General features: G+C 45.3%; 15 protein-coding genes, 1 tRNA gene and 2 pseudogenes. 13 read left to right on the top strand and 5 right to left on the bottom strand.

Features of this window, described 5'->3' with window-relative positions; all coding sequences use genetic code 11:
- Positions 1–49 precede the first annotated feature (49 nt).
- Positions 50–1624: an N-acetylglucosamine-specific PTS transporter subunit IIBC gene (gene nagE / locus RH45_RS15030; protein WP_008078564.1), complete on the bottom strand. Its 1575-nt coding sequence runs from the start codon at positions 1622–1624 to the stop codon at positions 50–52.
- 478 nt (positions 1625–2102) lie between these two features.
- On the opposite strand from nagE, the gene nagA reads away from it, so the two are divergent.
- From nagA to asnB, 4 genes are all read left to right on the top strand, one after another.
- Positions 2103–3239: an N-acetylglucosamine-6-phosphate deacetylase gene (gene nagA, locus RH45_RS15025; RefSeq protein WP_008078562.1), complete on the top strand. Its 1137-nt coding sequence runs from the start codon at positions 2103–2105 to the stop codon at positions 3237–3239.
- Between the two features lie 2 nt (positions 3240–3241).
- A complete protein-coding gene (nagC, locus tag RH45_RS15020) occupies positions 3242–4456 on the top strand; it encodes a DNA-binding transcriptional regulator NagC (protein ID WP_008078560.1) in 1215 nt (404 codons plus the stop codon).
- 84 nt (positions 4457–4540) lie between these two features.
- Entirely contained in the window at positions 4541–6130 is a 1590-nt protein-coding gene (locus tag RH45_RS15015; protein WP_008078559.1) for a cation:proton antiporter family protein, read from the top strand.
- A gap of 213 nt (positions 6131–6343) precedes the next feature.
- Complete coding sequence (asnB, locus tag RH45_RS15010; protein ID WP_008078557.1) at positions 6344–8008, top strand: asparagine synthase B; 1665 nt, start codon at positions 6344–6346, stop codon at positions 8006–8008.
- A gap of 45 nt (positions 8009–8053) precedes the next feature.
- Here the strand turns inward: asnB and rfaH are convergent.
- Positions 8054–8553 (bottom strand): annotated as a pseudogene (rfaH, locus tag RH45_RS15005) (transcription/translation regulatory transformer protein RfaH).
- A gap of 302 nt (positions 8554–8855) precedes the next feature.
- Between rfaH and RH45_RS15000 the strand changes: the two are divergent.
- The gene (locus tag RH45_RS15000; protein WP_008078554.1) at positions 8856–10247 is read left to right on the top strand and encodes a peptide MFS transporter; all 1392 of its coding nucleotides are present in this window, start codon (positions 8856–8858) and stop codon (positions 10245–10247) included.
- Between the two features lie 82 nt (positions 10248–10329).
- On the opposite strand, the gene RH45_RS14995 is transcribed toward RH45_RS15000, so the two are convergent.
- Positions 10330–12981: a beta-N-acetylhexosaminidase gene (locus RH45_RS14995; protein WP_008078553.1), complete on the bottom strand. Its 2652-nt coding sequence runs from the start codon at positions 12979–12981 to the stop codon at positions 10330–10332.
- Positions 12982–13389: 408 nt separating this feature from the next.
- Here RH45_RS14995 and RH45_RS14990 point away from each other — a divergent pair, with 408 nt between their 5' ends.
- Positions 13390–14256 carry a TraB/GumN family protein gene (locus RH45_RS14990; RefSeq protein ID WP_008078552.1) on the top strand — a complete coding sequence of 289 codons (867 nt, stop codon included), beginning with the start codon at positions 13390–13392 and terminating at the stop codon, positions 14254–14256.
- A gap of 132 nt (positions 14257–14388) precedes the next feature.
- Positions 14389–14811: a hypothetical protein gene (locus RH45_RS14985; RefSeq protein WP_008078551.1), complete on the top strand. Its 423-nt coding sequence runs from the start codon at positions 14389–14391 to the stop codon at positions 14809–14811.
- 162 nt (positions 14812–14973) lie between these two features.
- On the opposite strand, the gene RH45_RS14980 is transcribed toward RH45_RS14985, so the two are convergent.
- Positions 14974–15050 (bottom strand) — tRNA-Pro (locus tag RH45_RS14980).
- A 265-nt stretch (positions 15051–15315) separates the two neighbouring features.
- Here RH45_RS14980 and RH45_RS22985 point away from each other — a divergent pair.
- The 3 genes from RH45_RS22985 to rluF all read left to right on the top strand — a co-directional run bounded on the left by RH45_RS22985 (position 15316) and on the right by rluF (position 17321).
- The gene (locus RH45_RS22985) at positions 15316–15456 is read left to right on the top strand and encodes a DUF3149 domain-containing protein (RefSeq protein ID WP_005476401.1); all 141 of its coding nucleotides are present in this window, start codon (positions 15316–15318) and stop codon (positions 15454–15456) included.
- Positions 15457–15612: 156 nt separating this feature from the next.
- Complete coding sequence (gene smrA / locus RH45_RS14970) at positions 15613–16194, top strand: DNA endonuclease SmrA (RefSeq protein WP_008078550.1); 582 nt, start codon at positions 15613–15615, stop codon at positions 16192–16194.
- 92 nt (positions 16195–16286) lie between these two features.
- Positions 16287–17321 (top strand): 23S rRNA pseudouridine(2604) synthase RluF, encoded by a 1035-nt coding sequence (rluF, locus tag RH45_RS14965; protein WP_008078549.1) that lies wholly within the window; start codon positions 16287–16289, stop codon positions 17319–17321.
- 84 nt (positions 17322–17405) lie between these two features.
- On the opposite strand, the gene upp is transcribed toward rluF, so the two are convergent.
- Positions 17406–18032 carry a uracil phosphoribosyltransferase gene (gene upp, locus RH45_RS14960; protein ID WP_004742987.1) on the bottom strand — a complete coding sequence of 209 codons (627 nt, stop codon included), beginning with the start codon at positions 18030–18032 and terminating at the stop codon, positions 17406–17408.
- A gap of 178 nt (positions 18033–18210) precedes the next feature.
- Here upp and purM point away from each other — a divergent pair, with 178 nt between their 5' ends.
- The 3 genes and pseudogenes from purM to RH45_RS23750 form a co-directional block, all read left to right on the top strand.
- A complete protein-coding gene (purM, locus tag RH45_RS14955; RefSeq protein WP_008078541.1) occupies positions 18211–19251 on the top strand; it encodes a phosphoribosylformylglycinamidine cyclo-ligase in 1041 nt (346 codons plus the stop codon).
- Positions 19252–19253: 2 nt separating this feature from the next.
- Positions 19254–19895 carry a phosphoribosylglycinamide formyltransferase gene (purN, locus tag RH45_RS14950; RefSeq protein WP_008078539.1) on the top strand — a complete coding sequence of 214 codons (642 nt, stop codon included), beginning with the start codon at positions 19254–19256 and terminating at the stop codon, positions 19893–19895.
- Positions 19896–19996: 101 nt separating this feature from the next.
- Positions 19997–20133: pseudogene (locus tag RH45_RS23750) on the top strand (DUF533 domain-containing protein); the annotation flags it as partial.

Here is a 20133-nt window from a genome sequence, read left to right as displayed (position 1 = left end):
AAAGCCTCCCGAAGGAGGCTTTTATCACTGTCTTAACTAACGTCTGTTACTAAGGCAGTTTTACATCAGATAAGTCTTCGTTGGCACCGATTGCTTTCATTTCGCCAGCAACGATTTCAGCCAGAGGACCTAGGATAACTTGAAGGTTGTTCTCACCTAGTTTAACAACACCTTTCGCGCCCAGTTTCTTAAGAACAGTTTCGTCAGCAACTGAACGGTCTTTAAGAGTAAGACGTAGACGAGTGATACAAGCGTCAATTGAAGTTAGGTTGTCGTGACCACCTAGTGCTTTTAGGTATTGGCGAGCTAGGTCACCGCTTTTCGCGTCACCTGCTGCTGCAGTACCTTCTTCAGCATCATCATCTTCACGACCAGGTGATTTCAGGTTGAATGCGCGGATAGCGAAGCTGAAAGTGAAGAAGTATAGAGCACCGAAGGCTAGACCGATTAGTAGTAGTGTAAACGGCTTAGTTGCTAGACCCCAGTTCAGTACGAAGTCAATCAGACCTGCAGAGAAACCAAAGCCATGTAGCGTACCAAACATGTTAGCAACGACTAGAGATAGACCTGTAAACACAGCGTGCATAGCGTATAGAGCCGGAGCTAGGAAGACGAACATGAATTCTAGCGGCTCAGTGATACCTGTTAGGAATGAACAGAAACCAACTGAGAACAGTGCACCACCAACCTGGCTGCGTTTTTCAGCAGGCGCAGCTAGGTACATAGCGAGTGCAGCACCAGGTAGACCGAACATCATTACAGGGAAGAAGCCGTTCATGAATACGCCTGCGCCTTTATCGCCACCGAAGTAACGGTGTAGGTCACCAGATTTAACTGTTTCAGTTACTTCTTTCACTGTTGCAGTAATTTCAGGTGTTACAGAGTTCGCGAATTCAAATGTGTGAGTTTGGCCAGCCACTAGAGTTTTAGCAAGCGCTGGGTCAACACAAAGCTGCTGTAGAGCTGGTAGTGCTTGACCAGCAGACTGAGCGCCAGTGACTAAGATTTCTTGACACGTGCCCATACCGAACCAGAAGTAAGAGTTCAGTACGTGGTGAAGACCTACAGGGATTAGAGCACGGTTAAGTGTACCGTATACAAACTGACCGATAGCACCAGAAGTTGATACTGCGTGTGCTAGAGCATCAAGACCGCCTTGGATAGTAGGCCACACAACACCTGCAACTGCACCAGCAACAAGTGAGAATAGACCTGCCATGATAGGGACTAGACGTTTGCCAGAGAAGAAAGCCAACCACTCAGGAAGACGTGTAGCATGGAAAGCGTTGTAAGAGTGACCAGCGATAATACCAGCAATGATACCACCGAAGAATGACATGTTGATGTCAGCATTGATTGTTGTCGCTGTCGCAGTCAGTACAAAGTAAGCAACCGCACCAGCAAGGCCTGCAGCACCTTGACCGTCTTTAGAAAGACCAATCGCGATACCTAGACCGAATAGAAGTGGAAGTTGACCAAAGATAGCACCACCAGCTTGCGCCATGAATGGGATATCTAGAAGGTCGCCTTGACCTAAACGTAGTAAGAGCGCCGCAACTGGAAGCGTTGCGATAGGTAGCATAAGAGCTTTACCTAACTTTTGCGCATATCCAAGAATATTCACCTTAAGTTCCCCCTATAGGATTTTTGTATTTTGGTAGAGCCACTTTTTTTAGTCGCTCAATTTAGTCCAGTTCAGTTTATGCCATTAATTTTGCTCCGCAAATTAAAACCTCATCATTTGTGATCCTAATCACCTGAAACAGTCAATAGCAAAGGATTTTGCTAGCGAGATCATAAAACTTATTTTACAATACAAAAAAATAGCAATATTCGATCGATATTCGCGGTATGCTTTAGAGATAAACAACAGCCTCAAGTGTTGTGTAGCAAAGGACGAAAAGAAAACGTCACGCCAGCTATAAACTACCGTAAGGCTCGTCTTACCCGCTTGTAAGGCAGGTCGCCAAGCAATATTTTTTTCGTTTGCTAAAGATATTTTGCGACCTAATTGAAGCATGCAAATAAAGTTATAAACACGGTCAATAACTTCAATTAGTCACTAAAAGTATTAAGAATCTAACCATAAGGATTAGCTAACCATGTATGCGCTAACTAACTGTAAAATCTTTACCGGCAACGAGGTTCTCGTAGACCATGCTGTGATCATCAAGAATGAACTGATTGACGCAGTTTGCCCGGTTGCGGACTTACCTTCAGATATTGAAACTCGCGATCTCAATGGCGCAAACCTAAGTCCTGGTTTTATTGACCTTCAACTGAATGGTTGTGGCGGTGTAATGCTCAATGATGAAATCACCGCCGAAACAATGCAGATCATGCATGAAGCGAATCTGAAGTCCGGTTGTACCAGCTTTCTACCTACCCTAATTACCTCGTCAGACGAAGACATGCGTCAGGCTGTAGCAGCAGCGCGTGATTATCACGCCAAATACCAAAATCAGTCACTGGGTCTTCACCTTGAAGGTCCGTACCTTAACGTTGCAAAAAAAGGCATTCACAGCGTTGACTTCATTCGCCCGTCAGACGACAGCATGATCGACTTTATGTGCGAAAACGCAGACGTAATTGCAAAAGTAACTCTGGCGCCTGAACACAACGAACTGGCTCACATTGAACGTTTAAAAGAGGCAGGTATCGTCGTTTCAATTGGTCATACCAATGCAACGTATGCAGAAGCTCGCCGAGGGTTTGATGCAGGGATCACTTTCGCCACTCACCTATTTAACGCGATGACACCTATGGTTGGTCGTGAGCCAGGTGTAGTAGGTGCAATTTATGACACCGCAGATGTCTATGCAGGCATCATTGCCGATGGGTTCCACGTCGATTACGCGAACATCCGAATTGCTCACAAAATTAAGGGTGAAAAATTAGTATTAGTGACGGATGCCACAGCTCCTGCAGGCGCTGACATGGATTACTTTATTTTTGTTGGTAAGAAAGTATATTACCGAGATGGTAAGTGTGTTGATGAAAATGGCACACTTGGCGGCTCAGCGCTAACGATGATTGAAGCAGTTCAAAATACCGTTGAGCACGTCGGCATCGCTTTGGATGAAGCTCTGCGCATGGCTACACTGTACCCTGCGAAGGCAATCGGTTTGGAAGACAAACTAGGTCGAGTTAAAAAAGGCTTAGTCGCGAACCTTACTGTATTTGACCGAGACTTCAACGTCCAAGCGACAGTTGTTAACGGACAATACGAGCAAAAATAAGAATGAATGGCGGACAAATAGGTAACGTAGATTTAGTTAAACAACTAAACAGTGCAGCAGTATATAGATTGATTGACCAGCAAGGTCCTATATCCAGGATTCAAGTTGCTGATGTCAGCCAGCTTGCTCCTGCCAGTGTTACAAAAATTACCCGCCAATTGTTAGAGCGCGGCCTGATCAAAGAGGTCGCGCAACAAGCGTCTACAGGTGGACGACGCGCCATTTCATTGACAACAGAAGTAGAACCTTTCCACTCCGTCGCAGTACGTATTGGCCGAGACTATATTCAGTTCAGTCTCTACAACTTAGGCGGTAAAGAACTGGCTGAAAGCTACACTGAGTTCTTCTATACCACTCAAGACGAGCTGGTTGATGGTCTACTTTCTCACCTCAAGCAGTTTATTTCTGCCAACCACACCATTATCAATCAACTTATCGCAATTGGTATTTCCCTTCCGGGTCTGGTGAATCCAGAAACCGGTGTTGTTGAGTACATGCCAAATATTTCGATTGATAATTTGAGTTTGGCGGAACTGATTCGTAACACTTTCCACGTGCAATGTTTTGTTGGTAACGATGTCCGTGGTATGGCGTTGGCAGAACACTACTTTGGTGCCAGTCGTGATTGCCAAGACTCCATTTTGGTCAGTGTTCACCGAGGTACTGGAGCCGGTATCATAGTGAATGGTCAAGTATTCCTAGGTCACAATCGTAACGTTGGTGAAATAGGTCATATTCAGATCGACCCGCTTGGTGAGCAGTGTCAGTGCGGCAACTTTGGCTGCTTAGAAACAGTCGCAGCAAACCCTGCCATCGTAGATCGCGTCAACAAACTGATTGCACAAGGGTACGAATCTAGCTTAACGACGCTTGACTCAATCTCTATTGGCGACGTCTGCGAGCACGCTAACTTAGGTGATGAGCTGGCTAAACAAAGTTTGGTTCGCGTCGGGAATCAGTTAGGTAAAGCTATCGCAATTACCATCAACTTATTTAACCCGCAAAAAATCGTCATCGCGGGTGATATTACTCAGTGTGAAGACGTGGTATTCCCAGCCATTCGTCGCAATGTTGAAAACCAATCTCTAACAACATTCCACAGTGGCCTGCCAATTGTGGCCTCTGAAATCGATAAGCAGCCGACCCTTGGTGCATTTGCAATGATAAAACGTGCGATGCTAAACGGCGTTTTGTTACAAAAATTACTCGAAGATTGATCGCCTAAGCAATTAGTTGAGTTAGAATATAGGGCTATGTCGTCAGACATAGCCCTTGTTTTTTAGGATAGAATAAATACAAATATGGAACTTATCTTAATCTCGACAGCATTCCTCGCCGGATTCGTTGCGTTGAAATGCAATCTCCCTCCGTTAGTCGGATTCCTTCTTGCAGGCTTTGGGTTGCATGCCATTGGTTTCGAAAGCAACGACACGATCGTGACTCTAGCCGACCTTGGTGTCACCCTGTTGCTGTTCACTATCGGCCTTAAGCTTGACATCAAGACCCTGCTTTCGAAAGAAATTTGGGCAGGCGCTACCATTCACAACCTTTTATCTACCGCTCTTTTTAGCGCTGCGTTGTTCTGCTTTAAATATCTTGGCATCAGCTCTCTAGCAGCGATGTCCGTCGATCAAATTGTATTGCTCGGATTTGCCCTATCCTTCTCGAGTACCGTTTTTGCGGTAAAGTCATTGCAGGAAAAAGGCGAAATGAATGCCACCTACGGTACGTTAGCGATTGGTATCCTAGTCATGCAGGACATTTTTGCGGTTGTGTTCTTAACCGCCTCCACCGGTAAACTGCCCGAATGGTATGCCATTGGGTTGTTTGCCTTACCATTCCTGCGTCCACTTTTCTACCGACTCCTTGAATGGGTTGGTCATGGAGAGATGCTTGTTTTATTCGGTATCTTCTTCGCGCTGGTTGTAGGAGCAGGCTTATTTGAACTTGTTGGTATGAAGCCCGACCTAGGCGCATTGATCTTAGGCATGCTACTCGCCGGCCATAAAAAGGCCTCAGAACTTTCCAAATCGCTGTTTAATCTAAAAGAGCTATTCTTGGTTTGCTTCTTCCTCAACATTGGTTTGTCAGAGCAACCGACGCTGTCCGGTTTTGCACTGGCCATCTTGTTCTTACTGCTGCTACCACTCAAAGGCATTCTCTACTTTGTGGTACTCAACACTTTCAAGTTCAGAGTCCGTACCTCATTGCTGGCCTCACTGTGCTTGTTTAACTTCAGTGAGTTTGGTCTTATTGTGGGTGGCTTGGCGTTTAAAATGGGGTGGATGAGCGGAGACATTTTGGTTGCCCTTGCTCTCGCGGTTTCCATTTCTTTTGTCCTATCGGCGCCAATCAACCGCTACGGACACCAGATTTACCAACGTTCAAGCCGTTGGTTAAAAGAAACAGCCGCAGAAAATTTGAACACACGCGATCAATTGATCAACCCAGGCCATGCTCAGATCCTCATTTTAGGTATGGGACGAATTGGTACTGGTGCGTATGACGAGCTTCGTCATCGGTATGGCAAGATCAGTCTCGGTATCGAAGTCCGAGAAGAAGCGGCTCAGGAGCACAAAGCTCAAGGTCGAAACGTTATTGCTGGTGATGCTACCGACCCTGACTTTTGGGAGCGTATCTTAGATACCGCCAACGTCAAACTTGTATTGTTGGCCATGCCTCACCACCAAGGTAACCAAATCGCTCTAGAGCAGTTACAGCGGCGCAACTTTAAGGGCCAAATAGCAGCTATCGCAGAGTATCCAGATCAGTTGGATGCGTTAACAGATAGCGGGGTCGATGCAGCCTTTAATATCTACAACGAAGCAGGCAGCGGTTTTGCACGCCACGTATGCGATCAACTCAAACCCCAATTCAATACTGTTCAATAATCTCTTCAGGCTGCCTAGATGGCAGCCTTTTTTGTCTCAATATGGCGACCATTTGAGCAAAACATCAATTCCATCAACCAAAACCCATGTTTTATTAGAAAATATTTAACGCAAAGCTTCTTCTATTACTTTTTTTATTAAGTACGGTTGATTTTTTTAATCAAAATGGCAAATTGGAGTCAACGAGTTAATTAATTTTTAAAGGGAAGTTGTATGTGTTCGATTTTCGGTATTTTAGACATAAAAAGTGATGCAGAAGCACTTCGCCCTGTGGCGTTAGAAATGTCTAAGAAGTTACGCCACCGTGGTCCTGATTGGTCTGGCATCTACTCATCGGAGCGAGCTATTCTTGCCCATGAACGTCTTGCCATCGTTGGCGTTAATAGTGGTGCACAACCACTTTACAGCCAAGATAAGAAGCACATCCTTGCAGTAAACGGCGAAATCTACAACTACAAAGAACTTCGCGCTCGTTACGAAGGCAAATATGAGTTCCAGACCGATTCGGACTGTGAAGTTATCCTTGCGCTGTATGAAGAGATGGGTGCAGATTTACTAGAAGAGCTGAACGGTATCTTTGCCTTCGTCCTGTACGATGAAGAGAAAGACACTTACTTAGTGGGTCGTGACCATATTGGTATTATCCCGCTATACCAGGGCTACGACGAACACGGTAACTATTACGTCGCTTCTGAGATGAAAGCGCTAGTGCCAGTATGTAAAACCGTCAGCGAATTCCCTCCAGGTTGCTACTACAGCAGTGGCGATTCAGAACCACAGCGCTACTACATCCGAGATTGGAATGAGTACGCGGCAGTTCAAGGTAACACCACCAGCAAAGAAGAGCTAACTGAAGCCCTAGAAGCTGCCGTTAAGCGTCAGCTAATGACAGATGTACCTTATGGTGTACTTCTATCAGGTGGCTTAGATTCATCTATCACGTCTGCGGTTGCTAAGCGTTTTGCAGCCATGCGTATCGAAGATGATGAGAAATCGGAAGCATGGTGGCCACAACTTCACTCATTCGCGGTTGGTTTAGAAGGTGCTCCAGATCTGAAAGCAGCCCGTGAAGTTGCAGACCAAATAGGCACTGTTCACCATGAAATGACCTATACCATCCAAGAAGGTCTCGACGCTATCCGTGACGTTATCTACCATATCGAAACATATGATGTTACAACCATTCGCGCTTCTACGCCTATGTTCCTAATGGGACGTAAAATTAAAGCGATGGGCATCAAAATGGTTCTGTCAGGTGAAGGGGCAGACGAAATCTTTGGCGGATACCTCTACTTCCACAAAGCACCGAATGCGAAGGAGTTCCATGAAGAAACCGTTCGTAAGTTGCTAGCATTGAATATGTTCGACTGTGCACGTGCGAACAAGTCACTCGCGGCTTGGGGTGTCGAAGGTCGTGTACCTTTCCTAGATAAAGAGTTTATCGACGTTGCGATGCGCTTAAACCCAGAAGACAAGATGTGTGGTAACGGTAAGATGGAAAAACACATCCTGCGCGAGTGTTTTGAACACTACCTACCAGAATCGATCGCTTGGCGTCAAAAAGAGCAGTTCTCTGACGGCGTTGGCTACAGCTGGATTGATACTCTAAAAGAAGTAGCAGAAGCAAAGGTCACCGATCAGCAAATGGAAACAGCGGCATTCCGCTTCCCATACAACACACCAACGACTAAAGAAGGCTACGTATACCGTGAGATCTTTGAAGAGTTGTTCCCGCTACCATCAGCGGCAGAGTGTGTACCTGGCGGCCCTTCAGTAGCATGTTCTTCAGCGAAAGCGATTGAATGGGATGAGTCGTTTAAAAACATGGCTGACCCATCAGGCCGCGCGGTACAGAGCGTACATAACGACTCTTACTAATTAACACAAAAAAGGCTCCTATGTAGGAGCCTTTTTATCACTCAGTTATTCCGTTACTTCCAAATCTTGGTTATCAACCGTCACTTCAACCTGCTTGCTCAGCATATTGACTAATAAGATAGAACGTCGTTCTCCATCAGCTTGCTGGTAGATGGCTTCAATACCTGCAAACTGGCCATTAGCCACTTTTACTGTGTCACCTTTCTCAGGTAAACAGCCTTGCTTTAGGCACTGCTGAGCCTGCTCAATCCCCTTTAGGGTAAACACCAAATCACCTTGTATAACTTGTGGGGTAGCTCCTCTGCGGACAAAGTCTACTACGCCACGCGTCGAACGGACCGTAGTGAACGTGGGTCCTTGTTCAGTATCAAATCGAGCAAAGATGTAAGATGGGAAAAGAGGTTCTTTTTTGATTGTCTTTTACCTCGGACGATTTTTTCTACATAGGTCTCGGGGTAATAACACTCAACCCCTTGATTCTCCAAATGCAGCTTAGCTCGCTGTTGTTCATTGCGTTTGCAATAAAGCAAATACCATTGTTTCATTATTATCTAGCCAATTGTTCGTTTCGTCATCATCCTAGCAATTTTTGCTTAGTCACGTAAGGTTTGAAATCGAAAGCATAATCAACAATGACAGTAAAAGGTCAAATACAACCACCGAATTTGCAACATTAGTTTGTAGCACAATATCTACCGCCAAATTTCGTTCACTTTGTTCTTTATTTTCATAAACTTAAGAACTAAAAAGCGCAAAGCATCAATAATCAGGCTATTGCAGTCTTTTCCCCTAAATTGTATACGTGTTTAGGAATTAAAATCTTTAATAACTAACATTAGTAAAATTTATGGCAAACCAACACCCACAATACTTCGGTCACCCACGTGGTCTGTTCCTATTATTTGGTACAGAGCTTTGGGAGCGATTCTCATATTATGCAATGCGCGCCATTCTGGTGCTTTACTTAACCGATACTACCCTTAACGGCGGTTTGGGCTGGTCGACTAAAGATGCTCTCGATCTTTACGGCATCTATACTGGACTTGTTTACATCACGCCGATGATCGGTGGCTACTTAGCTGACAACTTTCTTGGTCAGCGCCGTTCCATTCTGATTGGTGGTGCGTTAATGGCTATCGGTCAATTCACCCTTGCACTACCTGCCGACATGCTAGGCCTGAGTGTCGCGCACAGTTTTTATCTTGGTCTCGCACTATTAATTGCAGGTAACGGTCTATTTAAGCCAAATATCTCTACAATGGTTGGCGATCTGTATGAAGAAGGTGACAACCGTCGCGACGGTGCCTTCACTATCTTCTACATGGGGATCAACTTGGGTGCTCTAATCGCAGGTGTTGTATCAGGCTCTGTAACTAATGAGTTTGGCTGGAAAGCGGGCTTTATGGTAGCTGGTATCGGTATGGTGATTAGCCTAATCATGCAAATGACACTGGCTAAGTCATGGCTTGGTGACATTGGTGTCGTTCCTGCGGCTACACGCGATCTAGAAAAGAAAAACTCAGCGCAAAAACAACCACTGACAAAACAAGAAGTGGATCGCCTGAAAGTGATCCTAGTGATGGGTCTATTCGTGATTGTTTTCTGGGCAGGCTTTGAACAAGCGGGCGGCCTGATGAACATTTATACTCAACAATACACCGACCGCATGATTGGTAGCTTCGAAGTTCCGGCAGCTTGGTTCCAATCACTCAACCCATTCTTTATTATCACACTTGCACCAGTATTAGCGGCATTATGGGTGAAACTCGGTCCTAAAGAGCCTAACTCTCCGGTTAAGTTTGCCCTAGCGCTCTTTTTCCTCGCACTTGGTTTCCTATGTATGGTTGGCGCTGTCATGGAACAAGGGGGAGATACGGCTGTGAAGACTTCTATGCTGTGGCTGGTAGGCGCGTTCTTCTTCCATACTCTAGGTGAGTTATGTCTATCACCAATCGGCCTATCTCTTGTGACTAAGCTGGCTCCGCTTCGCCTAGCGTCACTAATGATGGGAGCTTGGTTTGGCTTCAACGCGATTGCTAACTATGTAGCAGGATTGATTGGCTCTCACGTTGGTGAGCTTGGTGCGCTACCTATTTTTGGTGGAATTGCAATCGCGGCTACCATTTCAGGTGTCATACTACTGATGTTTGCCAACACGTTAGTTCGTTGGATGCATGGTGCCGAAACGCCAATCAGTAATGCCGAACAATTGGAAGAGCAACAAGCACAAGTTGCTTAAATAGTTCGCTCGACTCACTAGAAAAATAAAAACGCCCGACCATTATTGGCCGGGCGTTTTGGTTCTATTGACGAGCGACAAATTACTTCACACTTGTCACGCGGCTAGTTTTCTCTCCTGTCGCAGATACAGAGCGAATAAATACTTCACCTTTCACCTTTGGACGAGAATTGTCTGCGTAAGTCAGCCAGTTCTTACCGTCTACAGAATATTGAAGCTTCACACCTGGGAACTGAACGTTCATTGCAAGTGTGCCATCTTCTACTTTCGCACCTGGTACAGGTAGGCGGTAGTCGATGCCAGCTTTCTCTAGCTTAGCCAGCTCACGTTGACCAAGTACGTTGGCAAAGCGGTTGTAGTCTTGGTTTAGGGCAGCTTTGTCTACTAGGTTTGAGTTTTGCGAGTATTCAACCCCCACTTTGTAGTCGTTTTCCCAATCCGCACGGTGCCATGCACGCTCTGCGGCTGCTAGTACGCGAGGGAATACCATGTACTCGTATTGCTCGTCGTTACGTACTGTCTCAGACCAAAGCTGTGCTGATAGGCCGTAGAAAGGTTTCGCTTCGATTTCACCTTTACCAGTGAAGCCGTTGCCATCGCGGTCTACAGAAGTTTCTGCGTTCTGAGGCATGTTCTCTGGTGCAAAGCCAAACATCTTACGAGTGTCTGTTGCACGCGTCGCCCAGTAGTAACCACGCTCTTTCGGGTCAACTTCGTAAGGCATATCCATGTACACGTAGTCTGGGTTAGAAACGATCACGTCGTAACCTTTCTTAGACCATTCGTACACTGATGATGTGCCACCCCAGTAAAGAACGTCCCAGAAGTTAACACGTGTGTTCTCTGTTGCGAATGCTTTCTCACCTTCACTGTACTTCAGACCATCTTGCCAAGCTTGGAAGTTTGCAATGCCCTTCTCAGCAACAATCTTCGACACCTCTTCTGCGAAGTGGCTTGGTAGATGAGCAAAGTCGCTGACCGTACCGTCTGCAATGAGCGTCTGACATTGTGGAGACTGTGCGAATGGCTTGTCTTGCTTAGACAGGTCAATAGTACCCTTCCAGCTTACTTTGTCTTCTGCGTTCACGTCTTGGAAACCAGCACCTAGCTTGATGTTCTTCGCTTCGTCACCACCAAAGTGCCATGTGGTTAGCGGTGCGCCAGCCTCGGCATGCATTGCTGCGACTTCTGAAATCACTTTATCAACAAAGCGAGTTGAAGATTCCATACATGGGTTAATGAAGCTTTGCTTGTTGTAGAACTGAACCGTCGTTACATTCGATGTATCTTTAGGATCCATCAGGCGGTATTCGTTCGCTTCTGCTTCTTTACCTTCTTCCATTAGACGGTCGTAACGCGCTTCCATTGATACTACTGCTGCACGAGCGTGCGCTGGCATATCAATTTCAGGAATCACTTCGATGTTACGTGCTTTCGCGTACTTCAAGATGTCCACGTAGTCTGCTTTGCTGAAGAAGCCAGAACCAAAGTTGTCTGTCGTTGCACCGGAGCCAAGCTGAGGCAGTAAGCAGCTTTTCTCTTCCAAATCGAAACAACGGTTAGCACCGACTTCAGTCAGCTCAGGCAGACCCGGGATTTCTAAACGCCAGCCTTCGTCATCCGTGAGGTGAAGGTGTAGTTTGTTCATCTTGTACGCTGCCATTTGGTCTAGCGTTGCAAGAATGGCGTCTTTAGAGTGGAAGTTACGAGCCACGTCCACCATCACACCACGGTAATCAAAACGCGGCGCATCTTTAATAGACAGTTGCGGTAGAGAATCAGCATTTTGGCTATCTACCAGGCCAAAGAGTGATTGTACTGCGTAGAAAGCACCTGCTTGGTCAAACGCTTTAATCGCAATACCGTCGCCTTTGATGCTCATTTCGTAAGCACCAGATTTTGCTAATTCACCGGTGAAGTCTGCAGGAACAACAGTGATGCTTACAGGAAGGGAGCCTTGAACATCCACACCTACCACTTCTGCACGATCTTGAATTGCTGCGTATTGAGTAGCATCGAATACGTCTTTAGGCAGCGCAATACCCGCCGCGATATCTACCGTACCTTTACCTGCTTCGACAGACATTGGAGTTGGTAGTAGCGTGGTTGATACGTCTTGTTTTGCTAGGTCTTCGTTCTTCTCGAAACGAGATACAGCGTTTGCAAATACGTTGTTGTCATCTGGCGTACGTTTTAGGTTGTTGCCCTCAAGGCCAGTAACGAAAGAGGCAACATCTTCAGTGTTAAGAGAAGCGATCATCTTAGGCTCTGCGTTCGGTGCAGCAACGAAAGCGCCTGGCATGAAGTCAGTTTCAAATAACTGCCAGTATTCACCCACCAGCGGAAGTTCCACTTCTTCGCCCGCTGCAAAGCCATCAAACTTATCGGTTGGTTCTAGCTTGTGAAGGTCACCTGTTACGCGAGTGATTTTGAATTGCTCGTTGTCTACATCCAAAATCAGACGAATACTATGGAAGTAAATAGCCCAATCTTTAGAGTCAACCGCTTCACCTTGGTTAACTAACGTCATGTTTACCTTATTACAAGACGCCCACTCCGCCCCCATGTCTTGACAAGCAAGACCTTCATTAGCGCCGTGGTTGGTGAGAACTTGATATTGGATATCAAGATTGTCAGCTAAAGTATTTACTACTTGTTGCTCGTTTGATTGAAATGATGCGCAACCTGCTAATGTTGCTAATACTGATGCAGCAATGAGACTTTGTTTAAACATCTTACTTACCCTTAAAAGTGGTGCGAAGCCGGAAATGTTCGGCGTCAAAATCAAGATGTATTCACAATAGCTTGAGTTATTTTTCGCAGTAAAATTAATCCTTTTCGAAAGTGATCAAATTCAAAATTTAGATTTATAAGTATATAAAACTCATTCAAAAACAAAGATTAATGAGCAACGTTAAATTCGACGGACTTTTTTTGACGAGATTACTGAGAACTGAGTCACGCATTTTCGTTGCGAAACACTATTTTTATTTAAGCAAGATCACACATACTTTTATGCTGGCTTAAACTAAACACAGCAACTCATTACAAAAACGTGATTTATCGCTCAGTTCCAGCTCGTCAATTTACGTTGAAATAAAGCAAAACAACAATTTTTACACCTGTACCCAAAGGAATACATATGCATAAACTAGCCATGGCCTGGTTACTGATTTTCTCATCTCAGCTATGGGCGGAGCCTCTGTATTGGAGTGCGAAGAGAGGAGGACTGGAATACTGGTTAATTGGCTCAGTCCACGTGGGTGAGAAATCAATGTTTCCCCTTCCCAAAAAAGTGAATCAGTATCTAGCCCAGAGCGATGGCCTGATTGTTGAAGCTAACTTAGATGAAGCACCCACTATTCAATATCCTACAGCCACAGTACGCAGCACAGATGTACTTTCAAAACAGCAGCAAAAAGAACTTATTGGGATTGCTAATTTACTGCAAATGAACCCTAACGACATTCTTTCCGCCCCTCCTTGGATAGCGGCGTTAACCTTGCAGATGCAGCAAATTCAATACCTTGGCTATCGCGCGGAAGATGGCGTGGATCTCAATTTGATCAACCAAGCCAAAGCGCAAGGAATTGAAGTGCTTGGTTTGGAGTCACTACAATTTCAAATCGACCTACTTTCCGGGCAAAAAGAAGGGGGCAAAGAGCTACTAACTAGCACCATAGAGCAGTTCGATCATAACGAGAGTGCTATGCATTGCCTCATTGACAGCTGGAAAGCTGGCGACTTAGAAAAGCTTAACCAGTTCGCAGGATTGACTGAAGTCTCTTCTGATTTCGAAGCGAACTTTCTTACTAAGCGAAACTACGATTGGGCTGATAAACTGAACTCCCCAAGCTGGCTCCCTCAAAAAAAAGGTAAGTATCTAGTTGTTGTCGGCTCATTACATTTAATTGGGGAGCAAAGTGTCGTCGAGCTACTTAAGCTGAAAGGATTCAAGGTCAAACAACTTTCCCGCAGTCAACGCGCAAGCTGCGAGTTTAAATACTGAATCACAGTCGACTTATATGGGTCATCTTTCTTAATCATGTAAGCCGATCCTCACAAAAATCTAACTAACACCGTCAGATCGGAGTGCTATGATGGGCTCACTATTAATTAGACATCTAAAGTTTCTGATCTTATGAAAGCGGTAACCTTCGGCCTGCTCGCAAGCCTCGCTCTGTTAAGCCCTATATCTGCCTACGCCAAACACACCTGCACAATAGATAACTATCAGAGCGTTGACATCGCGCCCGATACATCAGGGGGCGTATTGGATGAAGAGACAGGCCAATTTCTAATAACGCAAAAGCCACCAATGAGGTGTGCCACCATTACCTTCACGACATCAAAAACGAGAGATCGGATCGCCAGTCAAATGAATGGCAGCTTTGAAGCAACCTACTTTGACAATAAAACCGCGCGTTCCCATTCAGTGACGTTTGACGAAGATCAGTTAAAAGCCGGCTACATTCGTATTGGTCCCAACGATCCAGTAGAAGCTTATGTTTGCTTTACGACATCAGACACACCAATTAAAGATATAAGCTGTGATATTGATTAGCGCAATCTCTTTGCTCTAAAACGACCAAAGCCTGCTGTAACGCAGGCTTTCATAAAATAGCCGGGACAGAGTCTAGAATCAGACGAACCCTGCTCGGGCTCAAATCTCTACACGCAGAATGCAAAAAAGGCTCTACATTGCTGTAGAGCCTTTCTTTAAATATGGTCGGTGAAGAGGGATTCGAACCCCCGACCCTCTGGTCCCAAACCAGATGCGCTACCAAGCTGCGCTATTCACCGAGATGTTTCTTCGAGCTCATTGCCCGTCAACGAAGGCGTATATTACGGATTCTCAGCGTTTACGCAAGCCCTTTTAATTAACTTTTTCAATTTATTAGTTCGTTTGACTAAAACAACATCAACGGGCCACAAACTGTGAGCAAAAACACATCAACGAAAACAAATACGCAACCAAATAACAACAATTGATCCAGATCAGTGTTGCATAATTAACCACAGTTTACCTTGAATCCTGTCATCTCACTTTGTACTCGATGGAGGAAATATGGACTTTTGGCTTGATCTCCTATTTGGTAATGCGGTAGGTCTATCTTCAATGATTGTGATCTTTGGAGCCTTGGGTCTAATGCTATTCTATGGCGGCTTCATCATCTACAAAGTGATGAACGACAAATCTCCTCACTAGAATCGCTTAGCCCTATTCTCTGAATAGACATTCGCTATGCACCGAAGTAGATACCTTGTCTGCTTCGGTTTTTTATTTTTCTCCCCCTTAACTAGTGATCACATCCAGCCCACCTTGGTATAATGACGTATTGATTTCCCACCTTGAGATGCCGTTATGTCTCACGATGATGATTTTGCCCTCTTTCAACAGATGATGGGCGACGTTAAGCCTATTGAAAACGATACAGCCGAACACAAAAAACAACACCAAGTGTCAGAAGCTCAGCTAGCCAAGCGTGAAGCTGCAATTTGGCTGACTGAAGACGACCCCGAATACCTCTCCATTGACCACGCAGAGATGGTAAAACCAGATGATCTAATAGAGTTCAAGCGAGACGGTGTTCAAGACGGCGTCTATAAGAAACTGCGACTGGGTAAATATCCAATTCAAGCACGGCTTGATCTTCACAAGCGAACACTAGAACAGGCTCGTGACGAGGTTGTTAAATTCCTTAAGCAGTGTATGAAAATGGACATCCGAACCGTTGTTATTGTTCACGGTAAAGGAGAGCGCTCTAACCCACCCGCATTAATGAAAAGTTTTGTCGCGCAATGGCTGGTGCAAATAAAAGAAGTACAGTGTGTACACAGCGCTCAGCGATTTCACGGAGGGACAGGTGCCGTTTATGTCTTATTGAGAAAAAGCGCCGAGAAGAAGATCGAAACACGTGAGCGGCATCAAAAACGATTGGGTTAATCGACCGTCAGTGCTAGAATGCGCGCCCTTATCTTGCCGATGCTTTAATCAGCACATTATTTACCGCCGTTGTGAAACGTTAGGAGAACAACATGTCACAAGATTCAGCAAAACGCCTTAACAAGTTCATCAGTGAGACAGGCTTTTGCTCTCGCAGAGAAGCCGATCGCCTGATTGAGCAAGGTCGAGTCACCATCAATGGCAGAGTGCCAGAAATGGGGACTAAGGTTCTACCAGGTGACGATGTTCGCGTGGATGATAAACCAATCAGCGCAGCGACTGACAAGCCTGTCTACATTGCGCTGAACAAACCAACTGGCATTACCTGTACCACAGAACGCGATATTCCCGGCAACATCGTCGATTTCGTGGGTCACAAAAAACGCATTTTTCCAATTGGCCGCTTGGACAAACCGTCAGATGGCCTGATTTTTCTCACCAACGACGGCGACATCGTTAACAAAATCCTCCGTGCTGGTAATAACCACGAAAAAGAGTATGTCGTTCGTGTAGACAAACCAGTCAGTGACGATTTTATTAATAAGATGTCTTCAGGAGTCAATATTCTCGATACTGTCACTCTACCGTGTACAGTGACGAGAGAAACCAAGTTCTCATTCCGTATTGTTTTGACTCAAGGTCTAAATCGTCAGATTCGCCGCATGTGTGAAGCATTGGGATATGAAGTTTTCAAGCTTCGTCGCGTACGTATTATGAATATTTCACTCGATGGTATTCCAAACGGTCAGTGGCGTTACTTAACGGACGCAGAAGTCGCTGAGATCCTTGCCATGTGCGAAGATTCAAGTGGTACTGAAGAAGCCTCTAAAGTCGATGGAAAAGGCAAACGCATCCGCAAAGCGACAGACGCAAAACTGTATGACAGCCGCGAAGAAAACCAAAACTCCACGGCACGCCGCAACCAAAAGCAACGCACCTTCAAAGGCCGTAACGCCGATGAGTTTCGCCATGCACCTAATTCAAAGAAGGGTCGCAACAATGGCGGTAAACACGGTGAAGCGAAAGGTAAGCCCAATAAAGGTAAGACCTTCTTTAAGCCAAATTCAGAACAGAGCTCTCGCCCAAGTAAGCCAAAATCTGGCGGCACATTGAGTTTGAAGAAGTAACTGGAAACCTCCAGTAGACAAAATCAGCAGATAAAAAAAGGGGGAACCAATCGGCTCCCCCTTGTTAATTCAATCGACGTCTTCTTATACCGTACCGAAGATTTTATCGCCTGCATCACCTAAACCAGGAACGATGTAACCTTTGTCGTTTAGCTTCTCATCGATAGCCGCAGTAAACAGCTCTACATCTGGGTGCGCTTTTTCAAGTGCTTCAATGCCTTCTGGCGCAGCAACAAGAACCAACACCTTGATAGATTTACAGCCTTTCTCTTTCAGCAGATCAATTGTCGCGATCATTGAGCCACCTGTTGCTAACATTGGGTCAACAACAAGAGCGATACGCTCATCCATGTTAGACGCTAGCTTGTTAAAGTATGGTACAGGCTCTAGAGTCTCTTCATCACGGTAAATACCTACCACACTGATACGCGCGCTCGGCATGTGCTCTAGAACGCCATCCATCATACCTAGGCCTGCACGTAGAATTGGCACTACAGTAACTTTTTTACCTTTGATTTGATCTACTTCTACTGGACCATTCCAACCTTCAATGGTTACCTTTTCAGTTTCAAAGTCTGCAGTTGCTTCATAAGTAAGTAGGCTACCAACTTCAGTAGCGAGCTCACGAAAGCGCTTAGTGCTGATATCACCTTCTCTCATTAGACCAAGTTTGTGTTTAACAAGAGGGTGTTTTACTTCAACAACTTTCATTTCCATCTCCGGGCTATGTGGTGATTTTTAAACAAACCTTCAGATTATAAACGATTTCGTTCTCAATTTCTTGTTCTAAGACAAAAGAAAAAACTTACGCAAACGTTTGCTATATGGGTTTATCCGCTGTTAGAATAGCGCCGTTTTCATATCCAACTTAAAAACCGAGGACTTCCCTGTGAGTGCTGATAACACATCTCTTAGCTATAAAGACGCTGGTGTAGATATTGATGCGGGCAATGCGCTTGTTGATCGTATTAAAGGCGCGGTGAAACGTACACGTCGCCCTGAAGTAATGGGTGGCATTGGCGGTTTTGGCGCACTATGCGAACTACCGACTAAATACAAGCAACCTGTTCTTGTGTCAGGCACAGACGGTGTAGGTACTAAACTTCGCCTTGCTTTGGATATGAAAAAGCACGACACCATCGGTGTTGACCTTGTCGCTATGTGTGTAAACGATCTTATCGTTCAAGGTGCTGAACCATTGTTTTTCCTCGATTACTACGCAACGGGTAAACTGGATGTCGATACGGCAGCCGATGTAGTGTCAGGAATCGCAGATGGCTGTGTTCAAGCCGGTTGTGCCCTTATTGGTGGCGAAACCGCAGAAATGCCAGGCATGTATGAAGGCGAAGATTACGATGTTGCCGGTTTCTGTGTCGGCGTGGTCGAAAAAGAAGACGTCATTGACGGTACGAAAGTTGCTGCTGGCGATGCACTTATTGCAGTGGGTTCTAGCGGCCCCCATTCAAACGGTTACTCATTAATTCGCAAGATCCTTGAAGTATCAGGCGCAGACAAAAACGAAGAGCTTGCTGGCCGCACCATCGGTGAGCACTTACTGGAACCGACTAAGATTTATATCAAATCAGCACTTAAGATGATTGAGAAGCATGACATCCATGCTATTTCTCACATCACAGGCGGTGGCTTCTGGGAAAACATCCCACGCGTACTTCCTGAAGGCACAAAAGCGGTTGTTGATGGTAACAGCTGGGAGTGGCCAATCATTTTCAAATGGCTACAAGAAAAAGGCAACGTCACTACACACGAAATGTACCGTACATTTAACTGTGGTGTAGGCCTTGTTATCGCTCTACCGAAAGACCAAGCTAGTGCAGCAGTTGAACTTCTGAATGCAGAAGGTGAAAACGCTTGGGTAATCGGTGAGATCGCAAACACAGACGCTGGCGAAGAACAAGTAGAGATCAAATAAGCATGAAGAGTATCGTAGTTTTAGTTTCTGGGAATGGCTCAAATCTACAAGCCATCATTGACGCTTGTAGTAAAGACATAACCAGTGGTCGCGTTACTGCCGTGTTTTCTAACAAAGCCAATGTATTCGCTTTGGAACGAGCGGAGAAAGCAGGCGCAGCAGCCCACTTCCTAGATCCTAAAGCCTTCGATACTCGTGATGCTTTTGACCACGAGCTAATGAAGCAGATCGACGAATATCAACCTGATGTCATCGTTCTTGCTGGTTATATGCGTATTTTAAGTGGCGAATTTGTTCGTCATTACCTGGGCCGTATGATTAATATCCACCCTTCTTTACTGCCAAAATATCCAGGTCTCAACACATATCAACGCGCTATTCATGCCGGTGATGAAGAACATGGTACCAGTGTTCATTTTGTGACTGAGCAGCTCGATGGTGGTCCTGTTATCTTACAAGCCAAAGTGCCTATTTTTGATGAAGATACTGTGGAGACATTAACCGCTCGAGTTCAGACTCAAGAACATAAAATTTACCCACTCGTCGTTAAATGGCTGGTTGAAGAGCGCTTAGTCATGAAAGATGAGAAAGAAGCGTACTTAGACGGTCAGCTGCTGGGCATTCATGGCTATGCTCAAGATTAATTCGATTTTCAATCCATTTGGCGAGCTTTAAGCTCGCCTTTTTTTCATCTTAGGTTCATCTTTAGTTAAGTATCCTGACCACTCAACCTAGGAGGTCGAATATGGATCTAAAAAGTCTTCTCAATCAAGCGCTAAACTCTGATCTCGTTAAACAAGGTCAGCAACAACTCAAACAACCCTCCAGCTCAAGTACACTGAAATCACTCGGTGCAGGCGCAGTTGGTGGTGGACTGGTTAA

This window comes from Vibrio sinaloensis DSM 21326 (genome assembly GCF_000189275.1).
Taxonomy (GTDB): Bacteria; Pseudomonadota; Gammaproteobacteria; order Enterobacterales; family Vibrionaceae; genus Vibrio; species Vibrio sinaloensis.
This window is presented reverse-complemented; position numbering and strand designations above follow the sequence as displayed.